The sequence below is a fragment of the Amycolatopsis sp. NPDC003731 genome (assembly GCF_053586895.1).
On the sequence record NZ_JBSFNC010000020.1, the window covers coordinates 23,812 to 42,189 of the forward strand.

Annotated in this window: 15 protein-coding genes; 5 read left to right on the forward strand and 10 right to left on the reverse strand. The window is 70.3% G+C overall.

The genetic code is table 11. From position 1 onward, the window contains the following. Positions 1–10: 10 nt before the first annotated feature. Together ACWDN5_RS11295 and ACWDN5_RS11300 are read left to right on the forward strand one after the other, a co-directional pair. Positions 11–1,186: a CaiB/BaiF CoA transferase family protein gene (locus tag ACWDN5_RS11295; RefSeq protein WP_449676097.1), complete on the forward strand. Its 1,176-nt coding sequence runs from the start codon at positions 11–13 to the stop codon at positions 1,184–1,186. A gap of 354 nt (positions 1,187–1,540) precedes the next feature. Then, complete coding sequence (locus ACWDN5_RS11300; RefSeq protein ID WP_449676099.1) at positions 1,541–2,620, forward strand: hypothetical protein; 1,080 nt, start codon at positions 1,541–1,543, stop codon at positions 2,618–2,620. A 90-nt stretch (positions 2,621–2,710) separates the two neighbouring features. Here the strand turns inward: ACWDN5_RS11300 and ACWDN5_RS11305 are convergent, their stop codons facing one another. Then, positions 2,711–3,193 (reverse strand): hypothetical protein, encoded by a 483-nt coding sequence (locus ACWDN5_RS11305; protein ID WP_449676100.1) that lies wholly within the window; start codon positions 3,191–3,193, stop codon positions 2,711–2,713. A 170-nt stretch (positions 3,194–3,363) separates the two neighbouring features. Here ACWDN5_RS11305 and ACWDN5_RS11310 point away from each other — a divergent pair, with 170 nt between their 5' ends. Continuing rightward, positions 3,364–3,525 carry a hypothetical protein gene (locus tag ACWDN5_RS11310; RefSeq protein WP_310972747.1) on the forward strand — a complete coding sequence of 54 codons (162 nt, stop codon included), beginning with the start codon at positions 3,364–3,366 and terminating at the stop codon, positions 3,523–3,525. A gap of 6 nt (positions 3,526–3,531) precedes the next feature. Here the strand turns inward: ACWDN5_RS11310 and ACWDN5_RS11315 are convergent, their stop codons facing one another. From ACWDN5_RS11315 to ACWDN5_RS11335, 5 genes are all read right to left on the reverse strand, one after another. Then, a complete protein-coding gene (locus ACWDN5_RS11315; RefSeq protein ID WP_310972748.1) occupies positions 3,532–4,200 on the reverse strand; it encodes an HAD family hydrolase in 669 nt (222 codons plus the stop codon). A gap of 55 nt (positions 4,201–4,255) precedes the next feature. Beyond that, positions 4,256–6,556, reverse strand: coding sequence for a glycosyl hydrolase family 95 catalytic domain-containing protein (locus tag ACWDN5_RS11320; RefSeq protein WP_449676101.1), 2,301 nt, complete (start codon positions 6,554–6,556; stop codon positions 4,256–4,258). A 99-nt stretch (positions 6,557–6,655) separates the two neighbouring features. Further along, positions 6,656–7,417, reverse strand: a complete 762-nt coding sequence (locus ACWDN5_RS11325) for an SDR family oxidoreductase (protein WP_449676102.1) — start codon at positions 7,415–7,417, stop codon at positions 6,656–6,658. A 58-nt stretch (positions 7,418–7,475) separates the two neighbouring features. After that, positions 7,476–11,054 carry a discoidin domain-containing protein gene (locus ACWDN5_RS11330; protein WP_449676104.1) on the reverse strand — a complete coding sequence of 1,193 codons (3,579 nt, stop codon included), beginning with the start codon at positions 11,052–11,054 and terminating at the stop codon, positions 7,476–7,478. Between the two features lie 203 nt (positions 11,055–11,257). Continuing rightward, positions 11,258–11,698, reverse strand: coding sequence for a winged helix-turn-helix transcriptional regulator (locus ACWDN5_RS11335; protein WP_310972752.1), 441 nt, complete (start codon positions 11,696–11,698; stop codon positions 11,258–11,260). Positions 11,699–11,829: 131 nt separating this feature from the next. Here ACWDN5_RS11335 and ACWDN5_RS11340 point away from each other — a divergent pair, with 131 nt between their 5' ends. Then, positions 11,830–13,026: a thiolase family protein gene (locus tag ACWDN5_RS11340; protein WP_449676106.1), complete on the forward strand. Its 1,197-nt coding sequence runs from the start codon at positions 11,830–11,832 to the stop codon at positions 13,024–13,026. A 72-nt stretch (positions 13,027–13,098) separates the two neighbouring features. Here the strand turns inward: ACWDN5_RS11340 and ligD are convergent, their stop codons facing one another. Then, positions 13,099–14,040, reverse strand: a complete 942-nt coding sequence (ligD, locus tag ACWDN5_RS11345; RefSeq protein ID WP_449676107.1) for a non-homologous end-joining DNA ligase — start codon at positions 14,038–14,040, stop codon at positions 13,099–13,101. A gap of 65 nt (positions 14,041–14,105) precedes the next feature. Here ligD and ACWDN5_RS11350 point away from each other — a divergent pair, with 65 nt between their 5' ends. Continuing rightward, complete coding sequence (locus ACWDN5_RS11350; protein ID WP_449676108.1) at positions 14,106–14,942, forward strand: PHP domain-containing protein; 837 nt, start codon at positions 14,106–14,108, stop codon at positions 14,940–14,942. Positions 14,943–14,958: 16 nt separating this feature from the next. Here ACWDN5_RS11350 and ACWDN5_RS11355 read toward each other — a convergent pair whose 3' ends face one another. From ACWDN5_RS11355 to ACWDN5_RS11365, 3 genes are all read right to left on the reverse strand, one after another. Continuing rightward, positions 14,959–16,989, reverse strand: a complete 2,031-nt coding sequence (locus ACWDN5_RS11355) for a DHA2 family efflux MFS transporter permease subunit (protein ID WP_449676110.1) — start codon at positions 16,987–16,989, stop codon at positions 14,959–14,961. A 62-nt stretch (positions 16,990–17,051) separates the two neighbouring features. Then, entirely contained in the window at positions 17,052–17,888 is an 837-nt protein-coding gene (locus tag ACWDN5_RS11360; RefSeq protein ID WP_449676112.1) for an SDR family NAD(P)-dependent oxidoreductase, read from the reverse strand. 26 nt (positions 17,889–17,914) lie between these two features. Beyond that, the gene (locus ACWDN5_RS11365; protein ID WP_449676113.1) at positions 17,915–18,367 is read right to left on the reverse strand and encodes a GNAT family N-acetyltransferase; all 453 of its coding nucleotides are present in this window, start codon (positions 18,365–18,367) and stop codon (positions 17,915–17,917) included. Positions 18,368–18,378: the final 11 nt, after the last annotated feature.

Consider the following 18,378-nt stretch of genomic DNA (forward strand, 5'->3'; position numbering starts at 1 on the left):
GGATGCGGCCATGCGCTCCTTGCCCCTCGACGGCGTCACGGTCGTGTCGTGCGAACAGGCCGTGGCCGCGCCGCTGGCCACCCGGCACCTGGCCGACCTCGGCGCCCGGGTGCTCAAGATCGAGCGGCCGGGCACCGGCGACTTCGCCCGCGCCTACGACGAAACCGTGCACGGCCTCTCCAGCCACTTCGTGTGGCTGAACCGGTCGAAGGAGAGCGTCGCCCTCGACCTCAAGAGCGACGCGGCGCCCGGCGTGATGGCGGCACTGCTGGACCGGGCGGACGTGTTCGTGCAGAACTTCGCGCCCGGCGTCGCGGACCGCCTCGGGCTGGGCGCGGCCGCCGTGCGCGCGACCCGGCCGCGGCTGATCACGTGCTCGGTGTCGGGTTACGGCTCGACCGGTCCGTACCGCGACGCGAAGGCGTACGACCTGCTCATCCAGTCCGAAGCGGGACTGGTGTCGGTCACCGGATCCGAGGAGGAGCCGGCCAAGAGCGGTATCCCGGCCGCGGACATCGGGGCCGGGATGTACGCGTTCTCCGGCATCCTTTCCGCGCTGTACGACCGCGAGCGCACTGGGCAGGGCACCGAACTGGAAGTGAGCCTGTTCGATTCGCTGGTGGAGTGGATGGGCTTCCCGCTGTACTACGCGGGTTACGGCGGGACGCCGCCGCCGAGGACGGGCACCAGCCACGCCGCGATCGCGCCCTATGGAACGTTCGCCGCGGGCGACGGGACCGAAGTGGTGCTGGCGGTGCAGAACGACTGCGAGTGGGCGGCGTTCTGCGAGCACGCGGTCGCCCGCCCGGACTGGGTCACCGACCCGCGGTTCGCCACCGGCAGCGCCCGCGTGACCCACCGGGCGGAGCTGGAGGCCGCGATCGACGCGATCTTCGCCGAGCTCACCGGCACTTCACTGGAGGCACGGTTGGCAGCGGGCCGGATCGCGTATGCCCGCCGCCGCGACCTGCCGGACGTCTTGGCGCACCCCCAGCTCACGGCCCGCGACCGGTTCGCGGAGGTGGCGACCCCGGGCGGGCCGATCCGGGCGACGCTGCCGCCGATCACGGTGGCCGGCCGGGCGCCGAGGATGGCCCCGGTGCCGGCGCTGGGCGAGCACACGGACGCGGTGTTGAGGGAGTTCGGCTTCGATGTGGACGCACTGCGACGTCAGGGCGCGGTGTAGCGCGGGATCATATACCGGCGGGACCCGGCGATCAGGTGACGCCGACAGGTCCCAGGGAGATTGAGTCGCTGAGCGGAGAGCTGACTGCCCGACGAAAGCCGGATCATCGGCTGGGCACTTCAAATCATGACTACGATTGCCGAATGCAGCTTTTGCAACAGATCGACAACGGAAAGTATTGCAACTTTTACACCACGCGGAAGGCTCGAAAATTTCCAAAGACCAACCAGTCAGGCCATCTGCGCCCCAGGTAAAGATAGTTGAACCAAGGCCCTGGACAACCTTGACTACAGCCATCAGAGCGCGGATCGTCGAAGTTTCCATGATTGAATTCGATCATTTGGAGGACGCGCGATGACCAGCATGAAAATCCGTCGACTGACCCCTTCCGACCTGGAACCCGAGCTGCTTGCTATTGCACTTCCCATCTATCGAAGATGGGAAGCCGCCGTACTGCGCGTTGCCGCTAACCACACAGCGTCCGCCCGGTTTGCCTTACCGATTGCCGAGAATACTCCAGAATCAATCCTCGCGCCGCGATTCCAAGAGCTCGCAAAGACCCACCCCGCGACCGCCGACCTGGTCGCTTCTGCAGCCGCAGAAAAGTTGACGCTTCCCCGGACCCGGCGGAGACTGGAATCGGTTCTTGAACTAAAATTCGACTCCTCTCGCTCAGTCGACGACCTCGCCGCTATTCCTGTCACGGCAAACCCCACGAGCGCGGACATCATCCGCCTCCTCGACCGACACTATGCGCAGATTGGCTTACAACGCACAACAAGCGGTGCCGTTGCCCCTCAGGACCGAGTGGCACTGGACTTGGTGCGAGTGGTATGCGTCGACGAGACCAACGGATTCCTCGGGAGCGAGGCGGGCGACGACGAGATCTACTTGTCAGGCGCCACCATTGACGACCGAGGGGCGACCGACAAGATCGACCCGTTCAAGATCGGTAACTTCAGTGACGGAGATCGAAAAGACTTCAATCCGGCTAAGCGCCTTCACACCTGGCAGGTTGCAACCTCGAATAGCTACCCGAAACACTTCTTCGCGAGCCTATTTCTTTTCGAGAAAGACCAAGGCGATCTCGACGCAACGTTCGAGAAGCTGTTCCGGAAGTTTGCCGATGAGGTCGCAACCAAGCTGGCGTCCATACTTGGCACAACAGTCGGGGCTCTACTCGGCGGCCCCTTGGGCGCGGCCGCCGGAGCATTGATCGGGTGGCTGACCGGCTGGCTGATGGGTAAACTCGTTGACGCACTGGTATCCGCCTGGAAAGACGATCCATTCAACCCGGTACAATTGGAATTCATCATCCCGAATTGGACATCCTCACTCGTCGACCCGAGTAAGGTTTTCCACTTCACAGGTCCCGGCGAGTACGCCGTTCGCTACCGCTGGTCTGCGTCGACGCCACAGCTCCAGCGCGCCTGACACTCCGGTCACGATCGTCGCGGAGCCAGGTAGCCACCAAGGACTGGCCATACCTTTGCGGACAGTCACGGCGGCGGGGTTGCGGAGCAGTCACTTGGTGGTGCGACTGGGCGCCGATGTGTCCAGAGGTTCGTCAGCTCCCGGGATGTGCCGGGTCCTCGTGAGCACCGGCTTGTCCACCATCCGCCCGTCCACGGCGGACACCCCGTCCCCCGCCGCCAGCACCCGGCGGGCCCACGCACGCTCGGCCTCCTTCAGGGCGAAGCCGTCCCGGACCGGCCCCAGCTGCCGCGGATGGAGGCACAACTTGCCCCCGAAACCCAGCGAACGCGCGTAGACGAACGGATCCCGGTCCTCCGGCGCCACGCCGAGCTGGGCCGCCAGGCCCACACTGCCGAACGCCAGCCGCCGCACCGAAGGCACCGCGGCCAGCTCACCCGCGCGTTCCACGCCGAGCGCGGTCTCGATGAGGGCGACCACCTCATCGAACCCGGCGAGCACCCCCGGCGTCTTCGCGCCTTCGGCACCATCACCGGCACGCCCCGCGCGATCACGCTCGAGCCACTCGCCCACAGCCGCACGCGCAGGGTCCGTCGAACCGGCGGCCGGTCGCCGGTTCGAACGTCGTCGCGGTCACCCGGCCGATAGCCGTAAGGGGTCCGGGCCGCCGGACTGCGTGATCACCCGATGCGACGCCCCACCCCTCAGGACGAACCTGGGCTTCACGACGGAAGGAGCCCCTCATGCGAGGCGATTGGATCCACGACTGGGTGCAGGTGGAGATGGCGTACCGGGCCGGGGAGCGCCCGGCACCGGTGGTGCGCGAGCGGCCGGCTGCGCACCCTTGGAAGACGCTGTGGGCCGCGCTGTTCCCGCCGCGCCGGGCCGCGGTGCGCCACCCGTGACGGCCGTCAGCGGGCTCCGGCGTGCACCCGCTCGACCGTCTCGACCAGGGTGTCCAGGCCGGGCAGGACCGCGTCCGCCACCGCCGGGTCCTGCGGGCCGTCGTGCCGGTTGACCCACACGCGCGGGATGTCCAGCGCCTGGGCGGGCACCATGTCGTGGAAGTGGCTCTGCGCGACGTGCACCCAGTTCGCGGCGGTCGCGTCGAAGGAGGCGGCGAACCGCCGGAAGTGGCCGTGCCCCGGCTTGTACTCGCCGACGTCCTCCGCGGTCACGATCGCGTCGATCGGCACCACCAGCCGCCGCTGGGTCTCGCCGATGAGGTCGCGGTCGCAGTTGGTGAGCAGCGCGAGCCGCCAGCCCGCTTCCCGCAGCGCGGACAGGGCCGGCCGGACGTCCGGGAACACCGGCCAGTACGGCAGCCCGGTGCCGAGCACCGACGCGTCGTCCGCCACCAGCTCCAGCCCGGCTTCGGCCGCGGTCCGCCGCACGGACTCGGCGAGCACCTCCCGGTAGCGCCGCACCGGCACTTCGGCCTGGACCTGCGGCTCGATCCGGTTGTAGACCTCGAGCAGGTCCGCGCCGCGGCCGGGGAACAGCAGCTCCAGCCCGGTGGTGATGCCGTGGCGCCAGTCCACCAGCGTGCCGAAGCAGTCGAACGTCGCCCAGCGGATCATCCTGTCCTCTCCCCTGCGTCGGTGCAGCCGTCCGGATACCCGCGGCGGGCCGACCTCATTCACTCGGCCGGACCGTGATCGACGCTCCCGGCCGCAGGGTGATGATCCGCCGCCAGGTGCCGGCCCGCACCTCGGTCCGGGTCCCGCCGACGCTGCGGAGCACCGCCTTGGTGACCTTCCCGGCCCGCCATTCGACGTCCACCTCGAAGCCTCCGCGCGCGCCGATCCCGGTCACCCGGCCCGACGCCGCCCACGCCGACGGCAGCGCGGGCAGCAGTTCCAGCACGCCCGGCCGCGAGTACACCAGCATTTCGAGCATCGCCGTGGGCGCGCCGAGGTTCGCGTCGATCTGGAAGATCGCGTAGCTGCCCTGGCTGTACATGTCGAAGAAGTTCGGCGCGGTCCCGTTGCCGTTGTCCACCGACGGCCGCAGCACGGTGAGCAGCAGCTGGTACGCACGATCGGCGTCCTTGAGCCGCGCCCAGCACGCCGAGCGCCACGCGGTCGCCCAGCCGTAGCTGTCCATCCCGCGCGCGATCAGCAACGCCCGGACACCGTCGAGCAGCTCGCGCGGTGCCGTGTCGGCCGCGATGCGGTCGCCCGGGAAGAAGCCGATCAGCGGGGACAGGTGCCGGTGCGTGGTCTCGCCGAGGTTGTCCGGCGACATCCATTCCTCGAGCCGGCCGGTGGCCGGGCTCACCTTCGGCAGGTACAGCTTCTTCTGCAGCCCGGCGATCCGGTCGCCGTAGGCGCGGTCCCGGCCCAGGACCGCGACGGCTTCGCGGTAGTGCTCGAACAGGTCCCAGACGATCTCCTGCGCGTAGGTGATCCCGCGGGCGTCCTGCGGGCCGTGCTCGGGTGACCAGTCGTGGTCGTCGACGAGCACTTCGCGGCCGTCGACGGTCATCGGGAGCAGCCGCGCGTCCCAGAACTCGGCCGCTCCCTTGAGCAGCGGGTAGATCCGGGCGAGGTAGGCCTTGTCCTGTGTGTGGGCGTAGTGGTCCCAGAGCGAATTGCACAGCCACGCGTTGCCGCCGGGGTGCCACCACCAGCCGGAGCCGCCGTAGATGTTGGTGGAGAAGGCGACCGCCCAGCCCGCGACCTTCCCGCTGGTGTTCCGGTAGCGGTTGCGCGGGTCGTTGAACAGCCGGTTCGTGCTGTCCGTCCACACGGGAAGCTGCGCGAGGCAGTAGCCGGCCAGGGCAGTGAAGTTCTCCGGCAGCGCCGCGCGATCGGCCAGCCAGTAGTTCATCTGGACGTTGATGTCGGTGTGGTAGTCGCTCATCCAATCCGGCGTGTTGGTGTTCTGCCACAGGCCCTGCAGGCCCATCGGCAGGCCGTCGCGCGAGCCGGTGATCGTCAGGTAGCGCCCGAACTGCAGGTAGCTCGCCTCCAGCTCCGGGTCGGGCACACCCGGCTGGTCGTGCCGGGCGACCAGCCGCGACCACGTGTCGAGGGCCCGCCGGGCCGGCGGCGAGTGGCCGAGGTCGACGCTCATCCGGTCGAACAGCCGCCGGTAGTCCGCGACGTGGGTGGCCCGCAGGGCGCTGCCACCCACGGCCAGTGCCGCGGCCGCCTTCCGCTTCGCCAGGGCCAGGGGGTCGAGCGACGCGTCGAGGAACTTCCGCGCCGCGTCGGGCACGTAGTTCGTGCCGCCGCTGAGCACGATGACGACGTCGTCGCCGCTGAACGTGGTCCCGCCGGCCACCGTGCACGCGTACTCCAGGCCGTTGGCGAACGTGCCGGTGAACGCCGTCGCGCCGGAGGAGGTCTCGCCCCGGGTGGGCTCCAGCGACACCGAGCCGGTGACGGGGCCGCCGCTGAACCGGATCACCACGACGTCGTCGGGGTGGCTCGCGAAGTACTCGCGGCGGTACCGGACGCCCTGGTGCCGGTAGGTGATCACGACGAGGCCGTTGCTCAGGTCGAGCGTGCGGCGGTAGTCCGTGACGCCGGTGTGCGCGGGCACCGAGATCCGCAGCTTCGCCAGCAGGCCGAGCGTGCCGAACTTCTCGCGTTCGTACGGGAACTGGCCGTCCTCCTCGAGGACGTCGTTGGCGCCGCCGGTCCACAACGACGCGTCGGCGAGGTAGAGGAAGTCGGCGGCGGGGTCGCCCCCGACGAGAGCACCGATCCGACCATTCCCGATCGGCAGACCCTGCTCGATGATCTTGTCCTCGGCCGCGGGAGCCGGGTACCACAGCGTGGTCGCCCGTGCGTCCGGCACCAGGTCCGCCGCGGCCGGCCGCAGCACGTCCGCGCTGGCCAGGAACGATGGAATCCCGCTGAAGGCGAGGCCGGCGCCGACCGCGCCACCGAGCTTGACGAACGTACGGCGAGAGGGAGGGTTCGACATGTCGGATCCGTTCGGCGTTGAAGGGCGGGACCGGCGTGCAGCTCGCCAAACATATGACCTATCCGGAGCCGAGGTCAAGATTCTTCGTAATTAATCGGATTACATATGAGCGTGCTCGGCCAGGTACTCGCGGAAGGTGATCTCGCCTTCGCGGTGCCCGGGGGTCAGGTGCCCGCCGCCGGCGTAGGCCCGGAACGTCTCCCCCGGCACCTTCACCGGCACGATCCGCTTGTGCCGCCCGGTCACCTCGCCGACCGCCTGGGCCAGCTCGGTCGCGGTGAGGACCTCCGGGCCGCCGAAGTCGGGCGCGCGGCCGGCCGGGTCGTCGACCGCGTGAGCGGCGAGGCGGCGGGCGACGTCCCGGACGTCGACGGGCTGGAACGAGATCCGCGGCACCGGCACCACCGGGAGCCGGGACGCGCCGGAAAGGAGCGTGCGGACCAGGCCGTGGAACTGGGTGGCCCGCTGGATCGTGTACGGCAGGCCCGAGGCCGCGAACAACTCCTCCGTCTCGTGCTTGGCCCGGTAGTAGCCGAGCGGGACCCGGTCGACGCCGACGATCGAGACGTACACCAGGTGCGGGCCGCCCGCCCACCGCGCCGCCTCGATCAGCGTGCGCGCGAGCTGCGTCTCCCGCCCGAAGTAGTCGGTGGCGCAGTGGACGACGACGTCCACCCCGGCGACGGCGCTGTCGATGCCCCGCCCGGTCCGCAGGTCGCCGCGGACGACGTCCGGCGCCGCCCGCCTGCTGAGCACGCGGACTTCCTCGCCCGCCGACCGCAGCCGCGTCACGACCGCCGAGCCGAGCTGCCCGGTGCCGCCGGTGACCAGGATCCGCACGTCGACCACCTCCGGCGACATCCTGGCACGGCGCGGGCCCGCCGGGGAACGGCTTCCCGGCGGGCCCGCGCGGCCTGGCTCAGCTGCGGTTGATGGTGAAGGTGGTGGTGCGGTTGCGGATGTCCTCGGCGTTGTCGGCCAGGGTCAGCCCGGTGAAGGTCGCCGAGCCGACGGCCGGGCCCTGGCCCGGCTCCGGCAGCTCGTTGGCCCAGATCCCGATCCCGGACTTCGCGTCGAAGGCGTCCCCGCTGCGGTGGGCGCCGGTGATCGACACGTTCGCCAGCACGGTGTCCTCGACCGGGTGCTCCGGCGTGGTGCCGTTGTACTTGGTCTGGAACATGATGCCGCTGTAGGTCGGGCTCTGGATGTCCACATCGGACACCCGGATGCCGCGGAACTCCTTGGACGCGGAGAACAGCCAGATCGCCGGGAAGGTCTGCTGGCCCCAGAAGTGGCCGCCGTCCCGGACCAGGGAGGCGTTCTGGACCGTCGTCGGCTGCGGCCCGAACCCGAGGAACGGGTAGCCGAAGTCGAGCGAGCTGATCGTGATCGCCGAGTAGGTCAGCGTGTCCGCGATGTAGAGGTTCCGGAAGGTGTTGCTGTACCCGCCGTACACCGCCAGCCCGGCCGCACGCCACGGCGTGAGCGCGGTGAGGTTCTCGAACACGTTGTCGTACTGGTTGCCCGGGTTGAGGTCCGTGGCGGCGAACAGCGCGAAGCTGTCGTCACCGGTGGACCGGGCCTCGATGTTGGTGACGTGGTTGCCGGTGCTCCCGTTCGTCAGGTTGACGCCGTCGGCGAAGGTGTCGCGGATCCGGGAGTTCTTGATCGTGGTGTTGTCCACGTTGGTGCCCCAGACCATGACCACCTGGTGTTCGACCCAGATGTTGTCGATCGTCAGGTTCGCGACGTTCGTCAGGTTGAACACCTTGCCGGGGCCGTCGATCCGGGACGTGTAGTTGCCGAACACGGCGAACCCGCTGAACGTCGAGCCGTTCGCGCTCGCCTGCACGTCGATGCCGATGTCGGTGTTCTCCTGCCCGGAGGGTGCGGAGAACTTCGTGAACCACGGCCCGGCGCCGGTGACCGTGACGGCCTTGCCGTAGACGTTCAGCTTGCTCGACAACGCGTAGGTCCCGGCCGGCAGGTAGACGCCGGTGAGGGTGGTGTCCTGCCGGACCTTGTCGAGGGCGTTCTGCACGTCCTGCTGGGTGAACCCGGCAGGCACCGCGAAGTGCGCCGGGTCGGGGCTGGCGACCGCGGTGGCCTGCTCGAAGTTGACGAAGTCGATCGCGTAGTTCGTCGTGTTCGCCGCGTCCTTCTGCAGCTTGATCCTGCTGCCGGCGGGCACCGTGGTGCCCAGCAGCATGCTGGCTTCGTCGTAGATGTGCCGCGGGCCGGCGCCCGGCGAGTTGCCCGGGCCGGTCTCGGCGCCGTAGAGCCACGCGAAGTGCGAGGTCAGGTCGATGGCCTTGAGGAAGGTGCCGTCGACGTAGACGTTCAGCGTCGAGTTGATCCCGCCACCGCCCGCGCTGTCCGGGATGGAGAACCGCGTGACCAGCGTGTTGGTGGCCGCGCGGGTGGTGAACTCCACCGAGGAGCCGGTCGAGTTCAGCGTCACGGCCTTGCGGCCCGACGCCTCGCCCGCGAGGTCGCCGATCGTGCGGTTCGGCCCGACCACGGCGGCCCCACCCGCCAGGACGCCGTCCTCGGCTTCGTACATGTCGTAGGGCATGTTCGCGCCACGGCCGGCGAAGAGCGCCTGCGTGCCGGTGTTGTTGCCCTGCTTGACGGGCAGCTCGTTGGCGTCGTTCGCGACCACGGTCTTGACGGTGTACCGGCCGTTGGCGGCGGTCCACGTGCCGACGGTGACCGGGCTCGCGGTGGCTCCGGCGGCGATCGCGCCGGTGTAGGTCCCGCTGAGTGTCTTCACCACGGTGCCGTTCTGGTCCGTGATCGTCACCGTGATGCCGTGGGCGCCGCCGGCGCTCGCCACCGTGCCCTGGTTGCGCAGGGTCGTGGTGAAGGTGACCGTGTTGCCCGCGGACGGGTTGTTCGGCGACCAGGCCGTGGCCGCGACGAGGTCGGAGCTCTGCACCGGGCTGACGACGAGCGCCGCCGAGCTCGTGTAGGCGTTGTTGGCCTCGTTCTGCTCGATGACGGCGTTGGCTTCGTCGACCTTGGCCGTCAACGGGTAGCTGCCCGCGTCCCGGGTGCCGATGTTCGCCGACACCGTCGTCGAAGCGCCTGCCGCGAGCGCGCCGACGGTGGCCGTGCCGACCTTGGTCGTTCCGAGGTAGAGGTTGACGTTCGTCGCGCCCGAAGCTGCCGTGCCCGCGTTGCGGACGGTCGCCGACGCGGTGATCGTGTCGGTCTCCACCGGGTTCTGCGGCGACCAGGACACCCCCGAGATGGTCAGGTCGGGGTTGGGTGCGGGGACGCCGAAGACCTGGAACTCCGCGGCCTGCCCGCCGCCCGCGCCGGAGTTGGCGGTGACGCGCAGGCGGATGTCGGCGGCGCGCCCGCCGAGCGGGATCGTCACGGTGTTGCCGCTCGCGGGGTTGAAGCTGTAGCTCTGGGCGGCGGCCAGCGTGGTGAAGGCGGACGCACTCTGCTCCCGGCCCTCGACGGCGATCGTCTGGGTCCGCGGCCCCCACGCCGGGTCCGGGTTGAGCTTGACCACGACCTGGTTCAGGTCGGCGTTCGCGCCGAGCGCGACGGACAGCAGGTTCGGGTAGGTCCCGCCGCCGCCCTCCCAGTAGGTGGCCACGGAGCCGTCGTTCGCGTTGCCCGCCACGTACGTCCACTCCGTCGAGGACGCCGTGATCGGCTTGCCCAGGGCCAGGTTCGTCCCGGCTTGGGTGCCGGTTCGGGTCACGGTGCTGCTGGGGGCCGACTGGTTGCCCGCCGCGTCCTTCGCCCGGACGAAGTAGGAGACCGTGGCGCCGTCGGGCTGGCTGTCGGTGTAGGTCAGGACGTTCCCGGCGACGCTGCCGCGGAGCTGACTGTTGGCGTAGACGTCGTAGCCGGTGACGCCGGTGTTGTCGGTCGACGCCGACCAGGTGAGCCGGATCTGGCCGCTGGCGGGCTGGGTGTAGGCGAGGTTGCCGGGCGCGGACGGCGGCTGCGTGTCGCCGCCGGCGGGGCCGTGCACCTCGAACTCCGAGAGCTGGGCGGCGGGCCAGCCGGTGTTGGCGCTGACGTTCAGCCGGACGAACCGGGGCTTGCCGCTGACGTCGACGGTGACCGTGTTGGCCTTGGCCGGGTCGAAGACGTACCCGGCGGAGGGCTTCAGGTCGGTGAAGGTGGTCCCGTCGGTGCTGCCCTGGACGCTGATGGTCTCGGTGCGGGCACCCCAGTTCGCGGCCGGCAGCTTGAGCACGAGCTGCGCGACGTCGGTCGGCGTGCCGAGGTCGGCCTGGACCCACTGCGGGAACTGGTTGTTCGCGCTTTCCCAGTAGGTGTCCTGGTTGCCGTCGCCGACGTTCGAGACGGGGTAGCCGGCGAGCTGGCTGCTGGCGGTGTAGGTCGCGGAGGCGGCTTGGACGGCCGGCGCGGGAGCGGCCGGCGCCGCGCTGGCCGGAGCGGCGGGCGTGGCGAGGAGCAGGGACAAGGCGGCGAAGGCGGCCGCGGGTGACAACACACGCTTCGTTCTCATGCGGTTCCTCTGATCCGGGGAGGGGAGGGAGACGACTCGGAGCGAAACCGGAATCTTCCTGACGTCTGCCGCGATCTGCCGGTCATCTGTCAGGTTCTTGCACTGATTCGTTCAAGAGTTACAGTGACCGGGGCCACAAGTCAACGCCCGCGCAGCAAAAAGGCCTCCTCGCGGGGGATGCGAGGAGGCCGTTCCGGCTTGGTTCAGGCGTGCACGGCGCCGAGCCTGATCGCGTGGGTGCCCGGGGCGTCGACCGGGCCGCCGCAGTGGGCGCAGACGGTGGCCGGCTCGAGCACTTCACCGCAGGCGTGGCGCCAGAGGGTGGGCGGTTCGCCCTGGTGGACGTACTTGTCGCCCCAGGCCATCAGGCCGAGCAGGACGGGCTGCAGTGCGCGGCCGGCTTCGGTCGGGTGGTACTCGTGGCGCGGCGGGTGGGCTTCGTACTGGACCTTCTCGAGGACGCCGGCGTCGACGAGCTTGCGCAGCCGCGCGGCCAGGATGTCCCGGCTCGCGCCGGTGTTCTCGGCGATCTGGTTGAACCGCCGCTCCCCCAGCATGATCTCGCGCAGCGCGAGCAGGCTCCACCGTTCGCCGACAATCTCCAGCGCCTCGGCGACCGAGCATTCGCGACCACGCCGGACCATGCCACCTCCACGGGATTGAAAATCCAACCTAGCACGTCAACCGCATGTGACGTGGCGAACAGCTGAGTTGTGGATTCCAACCGACCGGGCGTATACCGGAGGGACCCCCGATCTGCGAGGAGGCAGACGCCATGACGGACGCGGTGATCGTCGACGCGGTACGAACCCCGATCGGCAAGGGCAAGCCGAACGGGACACTGGCCGGGGTGCACCCGGTGGACCTGCACGCCCACGCCTTGCGGTCGCTGGTCGAGCGCACGGGCGTGGACCCGGCCCGCATCGACGACGTGATCAGCGGCGCGGTGGGCCAGATCGGCGAGCAGAGCATGAACACGGCCCGCTGGGCGGCGCTGGCGGCCGGGCTCCCGGAGTCGGTCCCGGCGGTGACGGTCGACCGCCAGTGCGGCAGCAGCCAGCAGGCCGTCCACTTCGCGGCCCAGGGCGTGATCGCGGGCGCGTACGACGTGGTGATCGCCTCGGGTGTCGAGTCGATGAGCCGCGTCCCGATGGGCAGCCAGGTGGCGGGCCGCGACCCGTTCGGCCCCCAGGTGGCGGCCCGCTATCCGGACGGCCTGGTCCCACAGGGCATCAGCGCGGAGCTGATCGCCGCGAAGTGGGGCTTCACCCGGGCACAGCTGGACGAGTTCTCGGCGCAAAGCCACCAGCGGGCGGCGAAGGCGTGGGCGGACGGGAAGTTCGCGGCCGAGGTGGCCCCGCTGAAGGCACCGGGACCGGACGGCACGCTGCGGGAGGTCACCACCGACGAGACGGTCCGGCCGGGCACCACAACGGAGGTTCTCGCGGGCTTGAAGCCGGCCTTCCGGGCGGATGTCTGGGAGCAGCGCTTCCCCCAGCTGGCCTGGCAGGTGACGGCGGGCAATTCTTCCCCGATCAACGACGGCGCGGCAGCATTGCTGATCACGAGCGCCGAGGCGGCAGCGGCACTGGGCCTGAAGCCCCGAGCCCGAATCCACAGTTTCGCGGTAGCGGGCGACGACCCCCTCCTGATGCTGACGGGCATCATCCCGGCCACGAACAAGGTCCTGGCCAAGGCAGGCCTGAAGGTGTCGGACATCGACGCATTCGAGGTCAACGAGGCATTCGCCAGTGTGGTCCTGGCCTGGCAGCACGAGACCGGAGCGGACCTGGCGAAGGTGAACGTCAACGGAGGAGCCATAGCCCTGGGCCACCCCTTGGGAGGCAGCGGAGCAAGGCTGGCCACAACACTGCTGTCGGTCCTGGAGCAAACGGGCGGCCGCTACGGCTTGCAGACGATGTGCGAGGCAGGAGGCCTCGCCAACGCAACAATCATCGAGCGCATCGACTGACCGCACCAAAACCGAAGCAGCACGCACAACCCAAGCACCAAGGAACCCAGACCTCCGGCAACGACCCGGGAATCACTCCGGATCAGGCGCCTCGACACCATCCCGATCAGCCCACTCGAGCAAGGGTTCAAGCGAGAAGACCGCATCATCGATCCCGGCATGAAGATCACCCACCTCGGCGAACCGGCCCGGAACAGTGGCGATCGTGAAATCCCCCGGCTCGGCATCATCGATCTCCGACCACCGAACCGGCGTCGAAACCGTCCCTTCAGGATTTCCGCGAACCGAGTAGGCACTGGCGATCGTGTGATCCCGGGCGTTCTGGTTGTAGTCGACGAAGAGCAACCGCGGATCCCGGTCCTTCCGCCACCAGGTGGTGGTGACGTCGTCCGGCGCCCGCCGTTCGACCTCATGGGCGAAGGCCAGCGCAGCCCGCCGGACATCGGCAAAACCCCACCGCGGCTCGATCCGGACGTAGATGTGCAGCCCCCGGCCACCGGAGGTCTTGGGAAAGCCCACCGCACCGAGCTCGTCGAGAATCTCGTGCGCCACGTGGGCAACCCGCCGCACCCGGTCGTAACCACAATCGGGCATCGGGTCGAGATCGATCCGCCACTCGTCCGGCTTCTCGGTATCGGCCCGCCGCGAGTTCCACGGGTGGAACTCCACAGTGGCCATCTGCACCGCCCACGCGACGTGCGCCAGCTCGGTGACGCACAGCTCGTCCGCGTGCCGGTTGTACCGCGGAAAAGTCACCCGGACCGTCTCCAGCCACGGCGGAGCACCGTTCGGCACCCGCTTCTGGTGCACCTTTTCCCCGGCCACCCCGGACGGGAACCGGTGCAGCATGCAGGGCCGCTCGCGCAGGGCGTTGACGATGCCGTCGCCCACCGAGAGGTAGTAGTTGACCAGGTCGAGCTTCGTCTCACCCCGAGCCGGGAAGTAGACCCGGTCCGGGTTGGAGATCCGCACGGTGTGCGGGCCGACCTCGAGCTCCACAGCCTTGGACGCCATGGCATGACGGTACAGCGGCGCGAAGGGCGGCGGCGGGAGGAAGGCGGTGGTGCACAATCGGCGTGGTGAGCCTCCCGACGGACGGGCACGTCCACACCGAATGGTCCTGGGACACGGTCACCGGTTCGATGATCGGCTCGTGCGAGCGGGCGATCGAGCTGGGCCTGCCGTCGGTGGCGTTCACCGAGCACGCGGACCTGACCCCGTGGCTGATCCCGGAGCCGGTCCGGCCGCTGCTGCCGGACCACTTCCGGGTGCGCCTGCGCGCGGACGGCGTCCTGGAGCCGCCGGACCTGGACGTCGCGGGGTACCTGGCGTGCGTCGAAGAGTGCCGCGCGCGGTTTCCCGACCTGCGGATCCTGTCGGGCGTCGAGCTGAGCGAGCCGCACTGGCACCGCCCCCGCGCCGACGCCCTCCTGGCGGCCCACGACTTCGACCGCGTCCTGGGCTCGGTGCACTCCCTGCCGGACGGCGAGCACCACCAGGAGCTGACGGTGGTCTCGGGCCGGCCGCCGGGCGAGCTGCTGCGGGCGTACCTGGGCGAGGTGCTGGGCCTGGTCGAGTCGACGGCGGACTTCGCGGTGCTGGCCCACATCGACTACGCCCTGCGCCCATGGCCGGCCGAAGGCCCCCCGTTCGTGGCGGCGGACTTCGAGGAGGAGTTCCGGACGGTGCTGCGCGCGTTGCGGGCGAGCGGCCGAGCGCTGGAGGTCAACACGAAGGTGCCGTTGCCGGGCGAGGTGGTCCGGTGGTGGTTCGAGGTGGGCGGCGAGGCGGTGTCGTTCGGCAGCGACGCCCACGAGCCGGGCCTGGTCGGCCACGGCTTCGAGCAGGCGGCAACCCTGGTGGAATCGTGCGGCTTCCGGCCGGGCCGCACCCCGCACGACTTCTGGCGCCGCTGACGCCCGGCGCGGCACGTCAAGCGAGGGCGTGCCGCCCGGAGGCGCGGGACTCCGCGCTCTGGTCCATCAGGCGGGCCGCGACCCGGCCGATCGCCGCGTCCAGTTCGGCTCGGTCACCCGGCCCCCAGTCGCCGAGGCGGTCGGCCAGCCAGTCGTGCCAGGCCTGGACCACCTTGCCGAACTCGGCGCGGCCCCCGGCCGTCAGCTCCCAGCCGTCCCGGGTGTACCGCAGGTGGCCCGTCAGCTCCAGGCGGTTGAACGCCGGCTCCAGCACCTGCGCCGGCACGCCGAAGTACGAGCCGATCGCCGGCAACGTGGCCGGCTCACCGCGGCGGCGACGCAGGTGGACCTGCAGCAGGCACCACATCCCGCCCTCGTCCAGGTCTCCCCCGGCGCGCTCGATGATCGACGGCGCCACCTGGCGGCGCTCGCGGAAGAACAGGGTCGCCACCGCCCGCTCCAGCTCGCGGTCGTCGGTGCGGGCCTCCGGCATCGCGAAACCGTCGCCCAGGTCCGGCGCCGCCGCCCGAGCCGTGTCGCGCAGCGGAACCTCCTTCAGGAAGAACGCCAGGACCAGCGCCACCAAGCCCACCGGCGCCGCCGCGAGGAACACCACGTGCAGCGAGTCGCTGTACGCGCGGATCACCGGCGCCGACACCGACGAAGGCAGCGCGTGCAACGCCGTGGGTACCTGCAGCGCCCGCGGGTCCACCCCCGGCGGTACCGGGAGGGCGGCCAGCTTGGGCGTCAGCTGGTTCGCGTACACCGTGCCGAAGATAGCCGCGCCGAACGAGCTGCCGATCGAGCGCAGGAACGTCACGCCCGAGGTCGCGACGCCGAGGTCGGCGTAGTCCACCGTGTTCTGCACCGCGATGGTCAGGACCTGCATGCCGAGCCCGATGCCGAGGCCCAGCACGGCCATGTACGCCGACGCCTCCCAGAACCCGGTGCCGGTGTCCAGCCGCGACAGCAGGTACAGCCCGATCGTCATGCCCGCCGCCCCGGCCAGCGGGAAGATCTTGTACCGCCCGGTGCGGCTCACCGCGTTGCCCGCGGCGATCGAGGCCACCAGCAGGGCCAGCACCATCGGCAGCAACCGGACCCCGGACGTCGTCGCGGACGTGCCCTGGACGTACTGCATGTACGTCGGCAGGTACGACAGCGCGCCGAGCATCGCGAAGCCGACGACGAAGCTCATGATCCCGCCGACGGTGAACACCGGGTTGCGGAACAGCCGCATCGGCAGCATCGGTTCCTTCGCCCGCAGCTCCACGAAGACGAACGCCGCGAGCAGCACGACCGAGCCGAGCGCCATCCCGATGATGGTCGGCGAGCCCCACGCGTACTGCGTGCCGCCCCAGCTCGTCACCAGGGTCAAGCCGGTCGCGGCGAGGCCGATGAGCAGGATGCCGAGGTAGTCGATGACCGGCTTGACCGCCGCGCGCGCGTTCGGCATCGCCGAGGACGCCACCACGAGCACCACGAGGACCAGCGGGATGTTGACGTAGAACGCCCAGCGCCACGACAGGTGGTCGACGAAGAAGCCGCCGAGCATCGGGCCGGCCACGGTCACCACGCCGAACACCGAGCCGAGCACGCCCTGGTACTTGCCGCGCTCGCGCAGCGGGACGACGTCGGCGATCAGCGCGGTCGAGGTGACCATCAGCCCGCCGCCGCCCAGGCCCTGCACCGCGCGCCAGACGATCAGCCAGACCATGCTGTCGGCGAACCCGGCGCAGAACGAGCCGATGCCGAACACGATCACCGACAGCTGGAACATCAGCTTGCGGCCGAACAGGTCGCCGAGCTTGCCGACGACCACCGTCATGATCGTCTCGGCCAGCAGGTAGGACGTCACCACCCAGGACAGGTGCCCGGCGCCCCCGAGGTCGCCGACGATGGTCGGCAGCGCCGTGCCGACGATGGTCTGGTCCAGCGCCGCCAGCAGCATGCCGAGCAGCACCGCACCGAACACGGCGTTGACCCGGCCGCGGCTGAGCGCCGGCGGCGCCGCCGCGCCCGGGGTGACCTCCGCGGTGGCCGTCATCCCCCCAAGCTAGTAGGAGGCGTCCACTGTGGATAGCCACCCGTTCCGGTGGTCCTTGTCCCTCAAAGGGTCCAGCGCTCCCGCAGCGGCGATTCGAGGACGAGCTCGCGTTCGACGGCCGCGGCGATCTCCTCCACCGTCCAGGTTTCCCGGTGCAGGACGGGCCGGATGATCGCGGGCTGGCGGACGGCGTGCAGGTGCCCGTCGGCGAGCCGCAGCACCTGCCCGGTGACGCCGGCCGAGAGGTCGCTGAGCAGGTAGGTCACCAGCGGCGCCACCCGTTCGGGCGGTGGTGCGTCGCGGTTCCCGTTCGGGTCGGCGGCCATCAGCCGGGTCCAGGCGATCGGGCTGACGGCGTTGACGCGCACGCCGTGCTCCGCCAGGTCCGAGGCCCACGAGTAGGTCATCGACGCCACCGCGCCCTTCGACGCCGAGTACGCGGCGGCGCGGCGCTGGCCGATCATCGACCCCGACGTCACGTTGACGATGACACCGCGGCCCCGGGCGCACATGACTTTCGCGGCCGCGGTGCCACAGTGGAACGGGCCGAGCACGTTGGTCTCGACCAGTGTGCGGGTCCGCTCGGCGTCGTCGTCCTCCCACGGCGGCGCGTGGTAACCGACGGCGGCGTTGTTGACGAGCCCGTCCAGCGCCCCGAACCGGCTGCAGCACAGGCTGATCAGCGACCGGGCGTAGTCCGGGTCGGCCACCGAGCCGACGCTCGCCGCCGCGGTACCGCCGTCGGCCACGATCGCCTCCACGGTCTCGCAGGCCGGTTCGCCGTCGACGTCGTTGACGACGACCGCGGCGCCGCTCGCGGCCGCGTGCCGCGCGAACGCCCGCCCCAGCCCGCGTCCGGCACCGGTGATCACCACGGCCCGCCCGTCCAGGAAGCCCATGGCCTCCAGTGTGACGCGGGACCGGCTCAGCTGCGCGTCAAGGACACCAGAAACGGGCGGAACCCGTGCGCGCGGTAGAAATCGAGTGCACCGGCGTTCTGCGCGTACGCCTGCACGGTCATTTCGTTCGCGCCGCGCTCCCGTGCCCAGGCCAGAAATGCGGCCACCAGCGCGCTGCCCACTCCCTCGCGACGGCGGTCCGGAGCGACGCGCATGCTCTCGAGCACGGCCGTCACCGCGTCCGGCCGCAATGGGTCCGGCCGGCGCAACCGCCCGATCAGGTGGCCTGCGCCCCCGCCGGCCAGCAGGCACAGGCACTCCGGGTTCTCGACGAGGCCCGCGTAGTAGGCCTCGCCTTCGCGTGCGGGCCAGCCCGTGTCCATGAACGGGTCGTGCTGCCCACCGTCCTCGGCGAACAACGCCGCGGCCGACGCGACGAGCTCGGGAACGTCCTCGGGACGACACTCGCAAAGAGTCATCCCGACCACGG

What these genes read in the sequence shown, in the direction of transcription:
- ACWDN5_RS11295 (WP_449676097.1), top strand. Translation starts at nt 11, where the DNA reads ATGCGCTCCTTGCCCCTCGACGGCGTCACGGTCGTGTCGTGCGAACAG.
- ACWDN5_RS11300 (WP_449676099.1), top strand. Translation starts at nt 1,541, where the DNA reads ATGACCAGCATGAAAATCCGTCGACTGACCCCTTCCGACCTGGAACCC.
- ACWDN5_RS11310 (WP_310972747.1), top strand. Translation starts at nt 3,364, where the DNA reads ATGCGAGGCGATTGGATCCACGACTGGGTGCAGGTGGAGATGGCGTAC.
- ACWDN5_RS11315 (WP_310972748.1), bottom strand. Translation starts at nt 4,200, where the DNA reads ATGATCCGCTGGGCGACGTTCGACTGCTTCGGCACGCTGGTGGACTGG.
- ACWDN5_RS11320 (WP_449676101.1), bottom strand. Translation starts at nt 6,556, where the DNA reads ATGTCGAACCCTCCCTCTCGCCGTACGTTCGTCAAGCTCGGTGGCGCG.
- ACWDN5_RS11325 (WP_449676102.1), bottom strand. Translation starts at nt 7,417, where the DNA reads ATGTCGCCGGAGGTGGTCGACGTGCGGATCCTGGTCACCGGCGGCACC.
- ACWDN5_RS11330 (WP_449676104.1), bottom strand. Translation starts at nt 11,054, where the DNA reads ATGAGAACGAAGCGTGTGTTGTCACCCGCGGCCGCCTTCGCCGCCTTG.
- ACWDN5_RS11335 (WP_310972752.1), bottom strand. Translation starts at nt 11,698, where the DNA reads ATGGTCCGGCGTGGTCGCGAATGCTCGGTCGCCGAGGCGCTGGAGATT.
- ACWDN5_RS11340 (WP_449676106.1), top strand. Translation starts at nt 11,830, where the DNA reads ATGACGGACGCGGTGATCGTCGACGCGGTACGAACCCCGATCGGCAAG.
- ligD (WP_449676107.1), bottom strand. Translation starts at nt 14,040, where the DNA reads ATGGCGTCCAAGGCTGTGGAGCTCGAGGTCGGCCCGCACACCGTGCGG.
- ACWDN5_RS11355 (WP_449676110.1), bottom strand. Translation starts at nt 16,989, where the DNA reads ATGACGGCCACCGCGGAGGTCACCCCGGGCGCGGCGGCGCCGCCGGCG.
- ACWDN5_RS11360 (WP_449676112.1), bottom strand. Translation starts at nt 17,888, where the DNA reads ATGGGCTTCCTGGACGGGCGGGCCGTGGTGATCACCGGTGCCGGACGC.
- ACWDN5_RS11365 (WP_449676113.1), bottom strand. Translation starts at nt 18,367, where the DNA reads ATGACTCTTTGCGAGTGTCGTCCCGAGGACGTTCCCGAGCTCGTCGCG.